This is a genomic window from Pseudacidovorax sp. (assembly GCF_017991995.1).
GTDB lineage: Bacteria > Pseudomonadota > Gammaproteobacteria > Burkholderiales > Burkholderiaceae_C > Xenophilus.
In genome coordinates this window covers 303,901-318,886 of the sequence record NZ_JAGOPN010000002.1, presented here as the reverse complement: position 1 = coordinate 318,886, position 14,986 = coordinate 303,901, and the positions used below count along the sequence as shown (strand labels likewise).

At 69.7% G+C, this 14,986-nt stretch carries 12 protein-coding genes; 8 read left to right on the top strand and 4 right to left on the bottom strand.

Features of this window, described 5'->3' with window-relative positions; all coding sequences use genetic code 11:
* Positions 1 to 5: 5 nt before the first annotated feature.
* Genes KBC94_RS03760 through KBC94_RS03750 form a run of 3 tightly spaced genes read right to left on the bottom strand, consistent with a single transcriptional unit; the run spans position 6 to position 3,473 of the window.
* Positions 6 to 1,604 (bottom strand): ABC transporter substrate-binding protein, encoded by a 1,599-nt coding sequence (locus tag KBC94_RS03760; protein WP_294366436.1) that lies wholly within the window; start codon positions 1,602 to 1,604, stop codon positions 6 to 8.
* 45 nt (positions 1,605 to 1,649) lie between these two features.
* Positions 1,650 to 3,050: an FAD-dependent oxidoreductase gene (locus tag KBC94_RS03755; RefSeq protein ID WP_294366433.1), complete on the bottom strand. Its 1,401-nt coding sequence runs from the start codon at positions 3,048 to 3,050 to the stop codon at positions 1,650 to 1,652.
* Between the two features lie 21 nt (positions 3,051 to 3,071).
* Complete coding sequence (locus KBC94_RS03750) at positions 3,072 to 3,473, bottom strand: nuclear transport factor 2 family protein (protein ID WP_294366432.1); 402 nt, start codon at positions 3,471 to 3,473, stop codon at positions 3,072 to 3,074.
* A gap of 180 nt (positions 3,474 to 3,653) precedes the next feature.
* Here KBC94_RS03750 and KBC94_RS03745 point away from each other — a divergent pair, with 180 nt between their 5' ends.
* Entirely contained in the window at positions 3,654 to 5,204 is a 1,551-nt protein-coding gene (locus KBC94_RS03745; protein WP_294366772.1) for a PLP-dependent aminotransferase family protein, read from the top strand.
* A 58-nt stretch (positions 5,205 to 5,262) separates the two neighbouring features.
* On the opposite strand, the gene KBC94_RS03740 is transcribed toward KBC94_RS03745, so the two are convergent.
* The gene (locus KBC94_RS03740) at positions 5,263 to 5,721 is read right to left on the bottom strand and encodes an Lrp/AsnC family transcriptional regulator (RefSeq protein WP_294366430.1); all 459 of its coding nucleotides are present in this window, start codon (positions 5,719 to 5,721) and stop codon (positions 5,263 to 5,265) included.
* A gap of 108 nt (positions 5,722 to 5,829) precedes the next feature.
* On the opposite strand from KBC94_RS03740, the gene metC reads away from it, so the two are divergent.
* The 7 genes from metC to KBC94_RS03705 all read left to right on the top strand — a co-directional run bounded on the left by metC (position 5,830) and on the right by KBC94_RS03705 (position 14,912).
* Positions 5,830 to 7,050, top strand: coding sequence for a cystathionine beta-lyase (gene metC / locus KBC94_RS03735; protein ID WP_294366428.1), 1,221 nt, complete (start codon positions 5,830 to 5,832; stop codon positions 7,048 to 7,050).
* A 45-nt stretch (positions 7,051 to 7,095) separates the two neighbouring features.
* Positions 7,096 to 9,204, top strand: coding sequence for a hydantoinase/oxoprolinase family protein (locus KBC94_RS03730; protein WP_294366427.1), 2,109 nt, complete (start codon positions 7,096 to 7,098; stop codon positions 9,202 to 9,204).
* The gene (locus tag KBC94_RS03725) at positions 9,201 to 10,823 is read left to right on the top strand and encodes a hydantoinase B/oxoprolinase family protein (protein WP_294366426.1); all 1,623 of its coding nucleotides are present in this window, start codon (positions 9,201 to 9,203) and stop codon (positions 10,821 to 10,823) included. The genes KBC94_RS03730 and KBC94_RS03725 overlap by 4 nt, the downstream gene beginning before the upstream one ends.
* Positions 10,824 to 10,909: 86 nt before the next feature.
* The gene (locus tag KBC94_RS03720; protein ID WP_294366424.1) at positions 10,910 to 11,887 is read left to right on the top strand and encodes a tripartite tricarboxylate transporter substrate binding protein; all 978 of its coding nucleotides are present in this window, start codon (positions 10,910 to 10,912) and stop codon (positions 11,885 to 11,887) included.
* Between the two features lie 256 nt (positions 11,888 to 12,143).
* Entirely contained in the window at positions 12,144 to 13,166 is a 1,023-nt protein-coding gene (gene tauA / locus KBC94_RS03715; RefSeq protein ID WP_294366423.1) for a taurine ABC transporter substrate-binding protein, read from the top strand.
* 28 nt (positions 13,167 to 13,194) lie between these two features.
* A complete protein-coding gene (locus KBC94_RS03710) occupies positions 13,195 to 13,980 on the top strand; it encodes an ATP-binding cassette domain-containing protein (RefSeq protein ID WP_294366421.1) in 786 nt (261 codons plus the stop codon).
* A gap of 29 nt (positions 13,981 to 14,009) precedes the next feature.
* Positions 14,010 to 14,912, top strand: coding sequence for an ABC transporter permease subunit (locus tag KBC94_RS03705; RefSeq protein ID WP_294366419.1), 903 nt, complete (start codon positions 14,010 to 14,012; stop codon positions 14,910 to 14,912).
* Positions 14,913 to 14,986: the final 74 nt, after the last annotated feature.

Genomic DNA, 14,986 nt, shown 5'->3' with positions numbered 1-14,986 from the left:
CCGGCTCACTTCAGGAAGACGTCATCCATGGGCGACGCGGGACCCCAGATGGTGGTCGGCAGGTTGCCCACGCGCTTGCTGGCCACGGTGTGGTAGGGCGCCAGGTTGATGTAGACGATGGGCACCTCGTCCGTCACGATCTTCTGGAAGGTGGCGTAGTAGGCCTTGCGCTTGACCGGGTCCATGATGCCGCCGGCCGCATTCAGCAGCTCGTCCACCTTGGGGTTGGCATAGTCCTGCGTGTTGGTCCAGACGATGGGCTTGATGTTGGTGGACAGGTAGGTGCGGTGCACGCCGATGACCGGGTCGCCCCAGTTGAAGACCGTGTCCATGGTCATGTCGAAGTCGCGGCTGGCGATGCGCTTGGCCCAGGCCGGGAAGTCGGCCGAGGCGCGCACCTCCACGCCGATGCCCACCTTCTTGAGCTGCGAGCGCAGGTACTCGGCCACGTTCTTCTGCTGCTCGTCGTTGCCGGGGATGTAGTCGATGGTGAGCTTGAAGCGCTCGCCGCCCGCGCCCGGCTTGAGGCCCGCGGCGTCCAGCAGCTCGGCCGACTTCTTCAGGTCCAGCGGGTACTTCACCAGGTCGGGCACGGCGAAGGGGCTGCCCGGCACGATGGGGCCGTCGTCCACGGTGGCGAAGCCACCCATCAGCGCCTTGGTGATGAAGTTCTTGTCGATGGCATAGGCGATGGCCTTGCGCACGTTGACGTCGTTCAGCGGCTTCTTGGCGGTGTTGAAGGCCAGCCAGTTGATGGGGCCGATGCCCTCGAAACCCTTGTCGGTCATCACCAGGTTGGGATTGGCCTTCAGGCGCTTGAGGTCCACCGCGCCGGCGGCGTAGGGCAGCATCTGCAGGTCGCCGCGCTCCAGGCCCAGCACCAGGCTCTGCGTGTCAGGCACGATGTTCAGGATGATCTTGTCGAGGTAGGGCTTGCCGGGCAGGAAGAACTTGTCGAACTTCTCCATCACCACGCGCTGCCCGGCCTTGAACTCCGTCAGCTTGAAGGGGCCGGAGCCCACCAGGTTCTGGCTGTTGCGCGGGTTGTTCTTGAGGTCGGTGCCGTCGCCGTAGATGTGCTTGGGCATGATCGGGCACAACGCCGGCGACATCGCCAGCACGATGGCCGGATGCGGCGTGCTCATGCGGATGATGGCGGTGGTGGGGTTGGGCGTCTCCACCTTCTCCACCGGCGCGAGCATGGTCGAGAAGGGGTGGTTGGCCTTGATGGCCATGATGGAGAAGGCCACGTCCTCCGAGGTGATGGGCTTGCCGTCGTGGAAGACGGCGTCCTTGCGCAGGTTGAGCGTGAGCGACTTGCCGTCCTCCGCCAGCTTCCAGCTTTCGGCCAAGTAGGGCTGCGGGTTCCACTTGTCGTCGAAGCGCAGCGGGCTGGCGAAGAGCTGGGTCGAGGGCACGGCCGTGGCGATGCCCGACTGCACGGCACCATTGAGGTGCCGCGGCGCCTGCGTGGTGCCGATCACCAGCGTGCCGCCCTTCTTGATCTCCTGAGCCTGGGCAGCGGTGCCGAGCAGGCTGCTGCCAGCCAGCAGCGCGGCCGCGGCCAGCGACAGGGCACGGCGGGTGAGGAACGGGGTGGTCATGGAATGCACTCCTGGATCGAATGGAAAGAGAGGAGACGTCGCGGCTCAGATCACTTCGTCGCGCAGCCAGTACCAGCGGTAGAGCAAGCTCTGGCCCAGGCGGCGGAAAGGCGCCGCCCATTCGCCTTGCGCCGGAAAGGGCAGCGCGCCCTGGTAGATGGGCAGGCCGAAGGCGGCATCGGCCTGGCCGGCGATGCGCTGCGCCATGCGGCGGCCCGCATGGGCCGAGAAGGAGACGCCGTTGCCGCCGTAGCCCAGCGCGTAGAAGACCTGCTGCGCGGCATCGGGCTGCACGATGCGGGGCATCATGTCGTGGCTCACGTCCACCCAGCCCCACCAGGAGTGGGCGATCTCGATGTCCTTGAGCGCCGGGAACTTGCGCGCCAGGCCCTCAGTGAGCAGGCGGTAGTGCGCCTCGCGGTGCGCGTCGGCGCCGGTGATGGCGCTGCGGCTGCCGATCTGCACGCGGTTGTCGGGCAGCAGACGGTAATAGAAGCGCAGCGTGCGCGTGTCGGTGATGGCGATGCGGGTCTTGAAGCCCGTGGCCTCCAGTTCGGCCGGCGTGAGCGGGCGCGTGACGATGGAGTTGGACAGCACCGGGAAGTAGCGGTTCTTCAGCCCCGGGTACAGGCCCGGCGCCGTGTACGCGCCGGTGGCGATGCCCACGGCCCGCGCACGCACCGTGCCGCCCGGCGTGCGCAGGTGGTGCACGCCGTTCTTCGTCTCCCAGCCGATGACCGGGCTGGCCGGGTGCACGCGGGCGCCCAGCTCACGGGCCATCTTCAGATAGCCGTGGGCCAGCTTGAGCGGATGCACCGAGATGCCTTCGGACTCGTACTGCGCGCCCTTGGCGTCCTGGTCGCCGCACCAGTCGCGGCGCACTTCCTCGGCCGACAGCATGCGGGCGTCGTAGCCGAAGTGCTGGCGCATCACCTCGGTCTCCCGGCGCAGGAAGTCCATCTTCTTCTCGCGATGCGCCACGAACAGGTGGCCGCCCGGCTGCGCGTCGCAGTCGATCTGCGCCACCAGGTCGGCGAAGGTCTGGAAGCCGAAGCGGATCTCGGCATCGAGCTTCTTCGCCACGTCCAGGCCCCAGCGCTCGATCCACTGCGAGCGATAGAGCCGGCCACTGGCGTTCTGGCCCTGGCCGCCGTTGCGGCTGGTGCAGCCCCAGGCCACGCGGTTGGCCTCGAGCACCGTGGCCTTGATGCCGTGCTCTTTCGCCAGGAACAGGGCCGCGGCCAGGCCGGTGAAGCCCGAGCCGATGATGACCACGTCGGCATCGACGTCCGCCGTGATGGGGCCGTCGTCGTCCGGCGGCGTGCCGGCGGTGGCGGCCCAGTAGGTGGGCGCGTAGTCGCGGTTGTGGCCGGGGCCGGCCGAGACCAGCGGGTCGTAGGCCGGGTCGTAGGGCGCGAAGACTTCGCGCGGCGTAGTGATGGCCATGGTGCAGTGCTCCGACTTGGCTCAGGCCTTGGGCAGCGCGGGGCGCATCTTGCGGAAGGCGTTCTTCACCAGGATCTTTCCGTCCTTGAAGGTGAACACGTCCACGCCATCGGCTTCGACGCGCGAGCCGTCGGCGGCGGTGCCGGTGAAGGTCCATTCCGAGACGCCGCGCTCGCCGGCCACGAAATGCCGGCCGTTGCGCCACTGCGCATCGGGGAAGTTCTTCCAGGCCGCCTCGAAGGCCACGGCCACGGCTTCGGGGCCGATGTGGCGGGCGCCGCAGGCCTCGGGACCGGCGGCGGTCTCGAACACGCAGTCGGCATGCATGAAGGACATCAGCGCGGGCAGGTCGTGGCGGTTCCACGCGTCGGAGAAGGCGGCAAGCATCTCCACGGTGACGGGGGCAGAAGAGGCAGAAGTCATGGCAGGGGCAGCAGGGCAGGGCGTGGCGCGAAAGATGCAATCCAGTCTAGGAAGCGGGCACGCAACGCCATAGAGCCAGAGCCGGTCCATCGGCCACGCCACGGCAGGCCAGCGGCGCACCAACAGCGTGAACGTGCCCCGCTTGTGTGCATGCGCACGCATTCCCTCGACCCATCCGCCATGCCCGCCACCGACGATCCGAACCGCCCCTTGTGGGCCCGCCTCTTCCGCCTGCCGGAGCAGCCCGGCCTGCCGATCCAGGTGCGGCTGCGTGCGGTGATCGTGCAGGCCATCCTCGATGGCCGGCTGGGGCCCGGTACGCCGCTGCCCTCCTCGCGCGACCTGGCGCAGGCCCTTTCCCTCAGCCGCAACACGGTCACGGCGGCCTACGAGCAATTGGTGGAGGAAGGCTTTCTGGAGGCCCGCCCGCGGCGCGGCGTTTTCGTGGCGGCCGATGCCTCGCCGCTGCAGGCGGCGCCGGCCGAGGCCAATCCCTTCGCGCCCGAGGCGGCGGCCGGCAGCACGCCACGCCCGCCCGACTGGCGCGCCCGCGTGCTGCGCTCGCAGCGCGACCGGCCCACGCTGGCCAAGCCCGAGCGCTGGCACGACTATCCCTACCAGTTCGTCTACGGCACCTACGACCCGGAGCTCTTTCCCACCGACGACTTCCGCGAATGCTGCCTGCGCAGCCTGGCGCGGGTGCAGCTGCCGCACTGGACGCCCGACTTCGAGCAGGTGGACGTGGACGACCTGGTCACGCAGATCCGCCAGCGCCTGCTGCCCAAGCGTGGCGTCTATGCGCTGGCCGACGAGATCCTGATCACCGTGGGCTCGCAGCATGCCTTCTACCTGCTGGCCGAGGCCCTGTTCGATGCCCGCACCCGCGTGGGCTGCGAGGAGCCGGGCCATCCGCATGCGCGCAACTCCTTTCGCGTGCGCGACCCGCGCTTCGTCAACATCGCGGTGGACGACGACGGCCTGGTGGTGGATGCGATGCCGCAGGTGGACTACGTGTTCGTCACGCCCAGCCACCAGAGCCCGACCACGCGCACGCTGAGCCTGGAGCGGCGCCAGTGGCTGCTGCGCAAGGCCGAGCTGCAGGACTTCGTCATCGTCGAGGACGACTACGAGGCCGAGAACCTCTACGCCGGCATGCCCATGCCCGCGCTCAAGAGCCTGGACACGGGCGGGCGGGTGATCTACATCGGCTCGCTCTCCAAGAGCCTGTCTCCGGCCCTGCGGCTGGGCTACATCGTGGCCTCGCGCGAACTGATCGCCGAGCTGCGGGTGCTGCGCCATGCGATGGTGCGTCACCCCAGCGCCTTCCTGCAGCATGCCTATGCGCTCTTCCTCTCGCTGGGGCACCACGAGTCGCATGCGCGGCGGGTCAACCAGATCATGCAGGAGCGCCTGGCGCGGGTGGCGCAGGCGCTGCGGCAGTACCTGCCGGACTTCCGCTTCACGCCGCCGCAGGGCGGCGCCTCGGTGTGGGTGGAAGGGCCGGACTGGCTCGATTCGGCCGAGCTGGCCGACGTGGCACGCGGCCATGGCGTGCTGATCGAGGCGGGGCGCGTGTTCTACGACCAGCCGCCTTATCCGTGCCCGCAGTTCCGGCTGCGGCTGTCGTCCATCTCGGGGGCGCAGATCGAGGCCGGCGTGCGGGCGTTGGCGCTGGCGGTGCACGAGCTCGCGGCCGCGCGGGGGGTGCGGCGGGCGGCGCCGGTGCATTGATGCCCGCCCCTGCGGGGCCAGGGCGCACCGACCCGCTACGGCGTGCGGGCCCCTCTCCTCAGATGTAGTCCAGCGGCAGGGCCGTGGTGTACTTGATCTGCTCCATCGCGAAGCTGGAGGACACGCTGCTGAACTCCAGGTTGGCCACCAGCCGCTTGTAGACGCGGTCATAGCCCTTCACGTCCGGCACGACCAGGCGCAGCAGGTAGTCCGTGTCGCCGCTCATCCGGTAGAACTCGACCACCTCGGGAATGGTGTCGACCACGTCGCAGAGCTTGCGCATCCACGCATCGTTGTGCTCGCCGCGCAGGGCCACGAAGACGGTGACGCCGACGTTGAGCCGGGACGGCTCCAGCAGGGCGACGCGCCCGCGGATGTAGCCCATCTGCTCCAGCTTCTGCACCCGGCGCCAGCAGGGCGTCGCGCTCAGATTGACCCGCTCGCCCAGCTCCTGCAAGGAGAGGGAGGCGTCCTTCTGAAGCTCCGCGAGCAACTGCTTGTCGAGGCGGTCGAGCAAGGAAATTCTCCTGGGTCGCTGAAGATGAGGATGGTTTTTCAGGATGAAGCAAGAACGGCGCCACATTTGGAATCCATTCGCGGGGCTCCTTGAGGAAGATCTACTCCCATGACAGGCGACGCCCGCATCCTCTCGCATCCATCCCATCCGCCCATGCCCGACACGCTGCTGACGCACGGCGGTCGGCAACCCGCTTCGCACCACGGGCTGGTCAACATGCCCATCTACCGGGGCTCGACCATCCTCGCCGACTCGCTCGAGCAGTGGGAGTCCCGGAAGACGCCCGACAACCCCTACGCCTCCTACGGCCGCTTCGGCACGCCCATCACCCACGCCTTCGAGGACATGCTGGCCTCGCTGGAGGGCGGCTATCGCGCCCGGGTGTATCCCTCGGGCCTGGCCGCCTGCACGCATGCCGTGCTCGCCTTCGCCGGTGCCGGCGACCACGTCCTGCTGCCCGACTGCGTGTACGGGCCCATGCGGGCCTTCGCCAAGGGCACGCTCGCGCGGCTGGGCATCGCGGCGGATTTCTACGACCCCGCCATCGGCGCCGGCATCCGCGACCTGCTGCAGCCCACCACCCGCGTGGTGTACCTGGAGGCCCCGGGGTCCGGCACTTTCGAGATGCAGGACATTCCCGCCATCGCGCGGGAGGCCCGCCGCTGCGGCGCCTTCGTGGTCATGGACAACACCTGGGCCACGCCGATCTACCTGCGCCCCTTCGACCTGGGCGTGGATGTCTCCATCCATGCGGCCACCAAGTACATCGTCGGCCACTCGGACGCGATCCTGGGCGTGGCGACCGCCAGCCGGCAGGCCTGGCCCCGGCTGCGCGATGCCGCGGCGGCGTGGGGGCAGACAGTGGGCCCGGACGAACTCTTTCTGGCCCTGCGCGGCCTGCGCACGCTGCATGTGCGCCTGAAGCGGCACTGGGAGAGCGGCCTGGCGCTGGCCGAGATGCTCGGCCGCCACCCCATGGTGCGACGCGTGATGCATCCGGCCTTGCCCGGCGACCCGGGGCATGCCTTGTGGCGCCGTGACTTCACGGGGGCATCCGGGCTGTTCGCCGTCGAGTTGCAGCCCGTCGCGCAACAATCGCTGTCCGTCTTCTTTTCGGCGCTGCAGATCTTCGGCATCGGTTTGTCATGGGGCGGCTTCGAGAGCCTGGTGTTGCCCATGGACCCTCCTCAGCGCGACGCCAAGCCCTTCGCATGCACCGGCCCCCTGGTGCGCATCCACGCGGGGCTGGAGTCGTGCGAGGACCTGCGGGCCGACCTGTGCCAGGCCCTGGATGCCATGCAGCGGCATGCCCGCGCAGGGATTGCCTGAACCCCGGCCGCCACGGCCACACACGAGATCCATAGGAGTACTGCTTTGCCTCATTGGGCCATTGGCATCGACATCGGCGGCACCTTCACCGACCTGGTCGCACTGAACCACGCGAGCGGGGAACAGCGCAGCCTGAAGGTCCTGACGACCTACGCGGACCCCACACTGGCGGTGGCCGAGGGCATCGGCCAACTGCTGCAGCGCAACGGCATTGCCGCCGCGGACGTGCGGCAGGTCGTGCACGCCACCACGCTGTTCACCAACGCGCTGATCGAGCGGCGCGGTGCCTGCACGGGCATGCTCGCGACCCGCGGCTTCGGCGACATCATCGAGATGGGCAACGAGCGCAAGTACGACCTGTACGACCTGCAGATCGACCGCGCGCCGCCGCTGGCACCCCGCCATCTGCGGGCCGAGGTGGCGGGGCGGATGGATGCGCAGGGGCAGGAGGTCGAGGCCCTGGCCATCGCGCCGGCGCTGGCCGAGGTGGGCCGCCTGGTGGACGCGGGTGTGGAGTCGCTGGCCATCTGCCTGCTGCATGCCTATCGCTCGGATCGGCATGAGCGCCAGCTCGCGCAGGCCATCGCGCAGGCCTTTCCCCAGCTCACGCTGACGCTGTCCAGCGCGACGGCGCCGGTGATCCGCGAATACGAGCGGATGAGCACGACGCTGGCCTGCGCCTACATCAAGCCCATGGCCCGGCGCTACCTGGACGTCCTCGCGCAGCAGCTGGGCCGCATCGGTCTGCCCGAAGACATCCTGATGATGCTGTCCAACGGCGGCCTGGCACGCATCGAATATGCGCGCGAGCACCCCATCGCCCTGCTCGAGTCGGGGCCTGCGGCGGGGGCCATCTCGGCCACGTACCACAGCCTGCGCGAGCAGATGGCGAACCTGCTGGCATTCGACATGGGTGGAACGACCGCCAAGCTCTGCCTGGTCAACGAGGGTACGCCGTCGATCGCCTTCGGCTTCGAGGCGGCCCGGCGCAAGCGCTTCGCCGAGGGCAGCGGCATGCCGATCAACATCACCACGGTGGACCTGATCGAGATCGGGGCCGGCGGCGGCAGCATCGCGCAGCGCGATCCGCTGGGCCTGCTCAAGGTGGGGCCCCGGAGCGCCGGCTCCGAGCCGGGACCGGTGTGCTACGGCCGCGGCGGCCTGGAACCCACGGTGACGGATGCCAACCTGCTGCTGGGCTACCTGAATGCCGACTTCTTCGCCGGCGGATCGATCGCCATCGATGCCGCGCCGGCCCGTGGGGCCTTCTCGGCGCTGGGGCAGGCGCTGGGCCACGAGGCCACGGCGGCCGCCTGGGGTGTGCACAACATCGTGGCCGAGAACATGGCGGCGGCCGCGCGCGTCCACGTGGCGGAGAAGGGCCAGGACCCGCGCCGGTACATCCTGGTGGCCACCGGCGGCGGCGGGCCGCTGCACGCCTACTACGTGGCCCGCAAGATCGGCATCTCGACCATCATCTGCCCGCCGGAAGCCGGCGTCGCCTCGGCATTCGGCCTGCTGGTGTCGGCAGCCAGGGCCGACCGCTCCCGCACGGTGAGCTTCAAGCCCGTCAGCGACGACCTGCAGCAGCTGGAACAGGCCTTCGCCGAACTGGAGACCGAGGTCGCGCAGCCCCTGGCTGCGCTGGAGGTGGGTTTCGGCCCGCAGCATCTGCAGCGCCGGGCCGATGGGCGCTTCGTCGGCCAGGGCTTCAATCTGACCGTTGCGCTGCCCGATGGCCCCTACGCCTTCGACGACGCGCAGGGCGAGCAGCGCTGGCGCGACGATCTGGATCAGGCCTTCCGGGCCGAGTACCGGCAGAAGTTCGGGCGCGTGCCGCCGGACGTGCCGGTGGAACTGGTCAACCTGCGCGTGGCCGGCAGCGCGCCGCCACGGCAGCGCTTCGAGCCCAGGCCGCTGCCGCCCGGCGAGCCCGCACGGCCCAAGGCCACCCGGCCCGTCTATTTCCAGGAGCGCCAGGGCTTCGTGGACACGCCGGTGTACGCCCGGGAAGACCTGCGCCCGGGCCAGCGCATCGCCGGGCCGGTGCTGGTGGAAGAGGCCGGCACCACCACGGTGGTCGGGCCCCTGGGCACCCTCAGCGTGAGCCCCAACGCCAATCTCGTGATCGACATTCAGGAGCGCCAGGCATGACGACGCAGACTCCCTCTTCGGCCGCGCAGGACGTGGACCCCATCTTCCTGGAGATCTTCTGGACCCGGCTGCGCTCGGCGGTCAGCGAGGCGGCCAAGCTCATCGTGCGCACCTCGTTCTCAACCCTCTCGTCGGAGGCCAACGACTTCGCCGTCGTCATGACCGACTCGCAGGGTCGCACGATCGCGGAGAACGCCGGCGCCATTCCCTCCTTCATCGGCACGCTGGGCAACACGGTCCGGGCGATGCTGGAAGCGATAGGCGCCGCCAACATGCGCCCGGACGACATCTACATCACCAACAACCCCTGGATCGGGACGGGCCACCTCAACGACGTGTGCCTGGTCAAGCCGCTGTTCCATGCGCAGCGCCTGATCGGCTTCGCGGCCACGGCGGGACATGTGCCCGACATCGGCGGGAAGATCCGCTCGGTGGACGCGCGCGAGCTGTTCGAGGAAGGCTTCCACATTCCACCGATGCACTTCCTGCGCCAGGGCGAGCCCGACGCCACGCTGCTGGGCCTGCTGCGCAGCAATGTGCGCACGCCGGAGCAGACCGTGGGCGACATCTGGTGCCATGCCGGGGCGACGGAGCTGATTGCCCAGCGTGTGGGCGATCTGCTGGGCGAATATGGGCTGGCCGAAGTGGACAGCCTGGCCGCCGCGCTCTTCGAGCGCAGCGAGCAGGCGATGCGCCAGGCCATCCGCCAGCTGCCGGCCGGCGAATACGCCTACCGCATGGAGACGGATGGCTTCGACCAGCGCTTCGAGTTCCAGGTCAAGGTCGTGGTGGGCGATGGCGAGATCGTCTGCGACTACGCCGGCACCTCCGGCGAGCAGCCCCGGGCGGTCAACTGCGTGCTGCCCTACACCCATGCGATGACGGCCTATGCCATCAAGTGCATGCTCGTGCCGGACCTGCCGAACAACCACGGACTGCTGCTGCCCATCACCACGCTGGCACCGCAGCGGTCGTTGCTCAACCCGGTGTCGCCGGCGCCCGTCGGCGGCCGCTCGTGCACCGGCCACTATGTGCCCATGCTGGTCTTCGGGGCGCTGGCGGACATCCTGCCCGGGCGGGTCATGGCGGGCGTGGGCTCGCCGGTGTGGATCACCAACCTGAGCGGGCGCCGCGCCAATGGCAAGCCGTTCGCCACCGTGCTCTTCTTCAACGGCGGCATGGGCGGCACGCAGGGCAAGGACGGCGCATCCGTCATGTCCTGGCCCAGCAACATCTCGCCCACGCCGATCGAGGTGGCCGAGCGGGACTCGCCGCTGCACTTCAGGCGCAAGACCTTCGTGGCCGGCTCGGGCGGCGCCGGGCAGCACCGGGGCGGCCTGGGCGAGGAGATCAGCTTCGTCAACCAGAACCCGACGCCCCTGACCGCGGTGTTCCTCACCGAACGCATCCACGTGCCCGCGCCGGGCCTGCATGGCGGCGCAAGCGGACAACTGGGGGCGGTGCTGATCAACGGACAACCCGTCGATTCGCGCGTCCCCCAGGTGCTCCAGCCTGGCGACGAGATCACCTTGCGCACGCCCGGCGGCGGCGGTTACGGGCCTGCGGCCGAAAGAGTGCCGGAGGCCGTCGAGAGCGACCGGCGCCTGGGCTATCTGTAGGCAGGCAGCGGCCCGGGCGGCCGCGCCGGGCACCCCGCTTGCATCCACAAGTTCACGCATTCCGCCATCCCATAGGACTCAACGTCATGCCTTCCAGAAGACATTTCCAAGCTGCATTGCTCGCCGCCGCGCTCGCGGGGGCAGGCATCGGCAGCAGCCGGGCCGACACCGCCTATCCCAGCCGGCCCATCACGCTGGTCGTCGGCTTCTCCGCCGGCAGCAGCATCGACATGGTGGCCCGCGCCGTCGCCCAGCGGCTGGGCGAGAAGCTCGGGCAGGCCGTGGTGGTCGAGAACCGCGCAGGCGCGGGCGGCAACGTGGCCGCCCAGCAGGTGGCGCAGGCCGCGCCGGACGGCTACCGCCTGCTGGTGGTGGCCAACAGCATCGCCATCGGCCCGGCGATCTACGACGACCTCAAGTTCGACGTCAAGAAGGACCTGCGGGGCATCGCCTACATCGGCGCCGGGCCGGTGATCCTGAAGGTCAGCGCCGGCAAGGGCATCGACTCGCTGCCGGCCCTCGTGCGCGAGGCCAAGGCGCATCCGGGCAAGCTCAACTTCGGCTCGTCCGGCGTCGGCGGCACGCCGCACATGGCCGCCGAACTGTTCGATCAGGTCGCCGGCATCCGGATGACCCACATCCCCTACAAGGGCGGCTCGGACGCGCTGACGGCGCTCATGGCGGGCGAGATCGACGTGCTCATCAATCCGCTGCTGGGCGACGTCAGCTCGGACAAGGTCAAGTCGCTGGCCGTCAGCGGCAGCGCCCGCTCGCCGCAGGCACCCGATGTGCCCACCTTCGCCGAGCTGGGCTACCCGAGCTACGACATGAACGTGTACTACGGCCTGATGGGGCCGTCCGGCCTGCCCGAGGACATCGTCGCCAAGCTGAACAAGTCGGTGAACGAAGTCCTGGCCATGCCCTCGGTGGTGGATGCGTTGACCACGCGCAGCGGCATCGTGCTGCGGCCGGGCAGCGCCGCCGAGTTCCAGGGCTTCATCGCCCGGGACGTGGAACGCTGGCAGACCGTGGTGCGCAACGACAAACGCATCCTCGCGCGCTGACAGACACCTCCGGGGGGAGGGGGCGCCTTGCACGCCCGGCGCATGAGCTTGCGCACTTTTCTTCGTTGCCGGACTTCCGAGCCGCTTCCCAGAATCGTCGGCTCTGCGCCGAAGCAGTGCAGTGCGCGCCGCACCAGGCACCAGCCGGGTGCCCGCGCTGGCGCGCTGGCTCTTTCGGTCGCCGGCCTCTGGCACTTGGGCGGCACGGCGCAGGGCAGCACAGTTCATTCCAAGCCAACCCCTCAGGAGGATTTTCATGACCCCCCCGTTCCGCTTCACCCGCCGCAGCCTGGCGCTGCTCGCGCTGTCGGCCCTGGCCGCCGGCGCGCAGGCCCAGGCCGCCAAGGAAGTCACGATCGCCCACCAGGACATGGTGGTGCCCTGGCGCTATGCGCAGGTCACCGGCGAGATCGAGAAGGCCACCGGCTACAAGATCAACTTCCGCAAGTTCGCGGGCGGCGGCGACGTGATCCGCGCCATGGCCTCGGGCCAGGTGCAGATCGGCGAGGCCGGCTCGGCCCCCGTGGCCTCGGCCCTGTCGCAGGGCCTGCCGGTGGAGCTGGTGTGGATCCTCGACGACATCGCCGACGCCGAGGCCCTGGTGGCGCGCAACGGCTCGGGCGTGAACAGCGTGGCCGACCTCAAGGGCAAGAAGATCGGCGTGCCCTTCACCTCCACCACGCACTTCCACACGCTGGTGGCGCTGGAGGCGGCCAAGGTCGATCCGTCGCAGGTCAAGATCCTCAACATGCGCCCGCCCGAGATCGCCGCCGCCTGGGAGCGCGGCGACATCGACGCCACCTTCGTGTGGGACCCGGTGCTCTCCAAGGTCAAGGCCAGCGGCAAGCAGATCACCAGCAGCGGCCAGATCTCCAAGCAGACCGGCAAGGCCACCTTCGACGGCATCATCGCCAACAAGCCCTGGGCCGCGGCCAATGCGGACTTCATGGTCAAGTTCCTGTCGGCCATCGCCAAGGCCGATGCCGCCTATGCCGCCAACAAGGCGCAGTGGACGGTCGGCTCGCCGCAGGTGAAGGCCGTGGCCCAGGTGACGGGCGCGACCGAGGCCGACGTGCCCGCCGCCATGGCCCTGTACCGCTTCGTGCCGCCGGCCGAGCAGGCCTCGGCCACTTGGCTGGGCGGCGGTGCCAAGGGCGGCGCGGCCCAGTCGCTGGCCGCCACGGCGGCCTTCCTGAAGGCGCAGGGCACCATCGCCAACGTGCTGCCCGACTACAGCGTGGGCGTGAACGCCAGCTACGCCGCCAAGGCACAGCCCTGAGCGCCGCGCCGCATCGGAGACCCGCACCATGGACGGATTGCGCATCGAGAACGTGGGCGTGACCTACGCCGGCCGCGGCGGCGCCGAGGTCATGGCCCTGTCGCAGGTGGACCTGGGCTTCGCGCCCGGCGAATTCGTGGTGGCCGTGGGCGCCTCGGGCTGCGGCAAGACCACGCTGCTGTCGTGCATTGCCGGCTTCATGGCGCCCAGCGAAGGCCACATCTTCGTCAACGGCCGCCACGTGGAAGGCCCCGGCGCCGACCGGGGCGTGGTCTTTCAGAAGCATGCGCTGATGCCCTGGCTCAACGTGATCGACAACGTGGCGCTGGGCCTTCGCCTGCGCGGCCTGGGCCGCGCCGAGCGGCACGAGGCCGCCATGAAGCAGATCCGCGCCGTGGGGCTGGAGCGCTATGCCACGCACCCGGTCTACCAGCTCTCGGGCGGGCAGCAGCAGCGCGTGGGCATCGCCCGGGCCCTGGCCGCCAACCCGGCCATGCTGCTGATGGACGAGCCCTTCGGCGCGCTCGATTCGCTCACGCGCGAGCAGGTGCAGGAGCTGGTGCTGCAGATCTGGGCGCGCGAGGGCAAGCTGTGCTTCTTCATCACGCACGACGTGGAAGAGGCGCTGTTCCTGGCCACCGAGCTGATCGTGATGACGCCCTCGCCCGGCCGCGTGTCGCGCCGCTACCAGCTGGACTTCGGCCGCCAGTACATCGCCGGCGGCAGCGCACGCGCCATCAAGTCGCAGCCGGAATTCATCCGCCTGCGCGAAGAGGTGATCGACGCGATCCATGCGGGCGCGGCGGTGCATTGAGTGCAGGCCGGCTTCTTCAGGAACACACCATGACGCTCGTTGCCTCGTCGACCACCACGGCCGACACCCCGGCCTCGCTGCCCTCTGCCCCGGCCTCTGCGCCCGCGCGGGCGGCGCCGTCCACCCTGCGCAGCAAACCCACCCAGGGCCACCGCCGCCCCGGCGAAGGCCGCACCACCGCCATCAGCATCGCCACGGTGGCCGTGCTCTTCCTGCTGTGGTGGGCCGCCGCCGCGCTGGCCTGGCTGCCGCCGCTGGTGCTGCCCTCCCCCGCCTCGGTGTGGGACGCCTTCGTCGCCGCGGTCCAGGGCAAGGGCCAGGGCGGCAAGCCGCTGCTGGAGCACTTTCTGTGGAGCCTGGGCCGCGTGTTCGGCGCCTTCGCGCTGGCCTGCGTCACGGCCGTGCCGGTGGGCATCCTGATGGGCGTCTCGCGCACGCTGCGCGGCGTGTTCGACCCCATCATCGAGTTCTACCGCCCACTGCCGCCGCTGGCCTACCTGCCGCTGGTGATCATCTGGTTCGGCATCGAGGAGACGTCGAAGGTGGTGCTCATCTACCTGGCCTGCTTCGCGCCGCTGGCCGTCGCCGCGCGTGCCGGCGTGCGCTCGGTCGGCAGCGAACAGATCGACGCCATCCTCTCGCTGGGCGCCAACCGCTGGCAGGTGATCCGCCACGTCGTGCTGCCTGCCGCCCTGCCCGACATCCTGACCGGCATGCGCATCGCCATCGGCTTCGGCTGGACCACCCTGGTCGCCGCCGAGATGGTGGCCGCCACCGCGGGGCTGGGCCAGCTGGTGCTCAACGCGTCCAACTTTTTGCGCACCGACGTGGTGGTGATGGGCATCCTGGTGATCGGCGTCGTGGCGCTGCTGTTCGACCTGCTGATGCGGCGGATCGAGGGGTGGGCGGTGCCGTGGAAGGGGCGGATGTAATCTGCCGCCGACCAGCCCCCGGCGCAGGGCGAGGGGCTGGTCGGTCACGCCGGCTGTGCGGCAGCGATGGCTTG

What these genes read in the sequence shown, in the direction of transcription:
- KBC94_RS03760 (WP_294366436.1), bottom strand. Translation starts at nt 1,604, where the DNA reads ATGACCACCCCGTTCCTCACCCGCCGTGCCCTGTCGCTGGCCGCGGCC.
- KBC94_RS03755 (WP_294366433.1), bottom strand. Translation starts at nt 3,050, where the DNA reads ATGGCCATCACTACGCCGCGCGAAGTCTTCGCGCCCTACGACCCGGCC.
- KBC94_RS03750 (WP_294366432.1), bottom strand. Translation starts at nt 3,473, where the DNA reads ATGACTTCTGCCTCTTCTGCCCCCGTCACCGTGGAGATGCTTGCCGCC.
- KBC94_RS03745 (WP_294366772.1), top strand. Translation starts at nt 3,654, where the DNA reads ATGCCCGCCACCGACGATCCGAACCGCCCCTTGTGGGCCCGCCTCTTC.
- metC (WP_294366428.1), top strand. Translation starts at nt 5,830, where the DNA reads ATGACAGGCGACGCCCGCATCCTCTCGCATCCATCCCATCCGCCCATG.
- KBC94_RS03725 (WP_294366426.1), top strand. Translation starts at nt 9,201, where the DNA reads ATGACGACGCAGACTCCCTCTTCGGCCGCGCAGGACGTGGACCCCATC.
- KBC94_RS03720 (WP_294366424.1), top strand. Translation starts at nt 10,910, where the DNA reads ATGCCTTCCAGAAGACATTTCCAAGCTGCATTGCTCGCCGCCGCGCTC.
- tauA (WP_294366423.1), top strand. Translation starts at nt 12,144, where the DNA reads ATGACCCCCCCGTTCCGCTTCACCCGCCGCAGCCTGGCGCTGCTCGCG.
- KBC94_RS03710 (WP_294366421.1), top strand. Translation starts at nt 13,195, where the DNA reads ATGGACGGATTGCGCATCGAGAACGTGGGCGTGACCTACGCCGGCCGC.
- KBC94_RS03705 (WP_294366419.1), top strand. Translation starts at nt 14,010, where the DNA reads ATGACGCTCGTTGCCTCGTCGACCACCACGGCCGACACCCCGGCCTCG.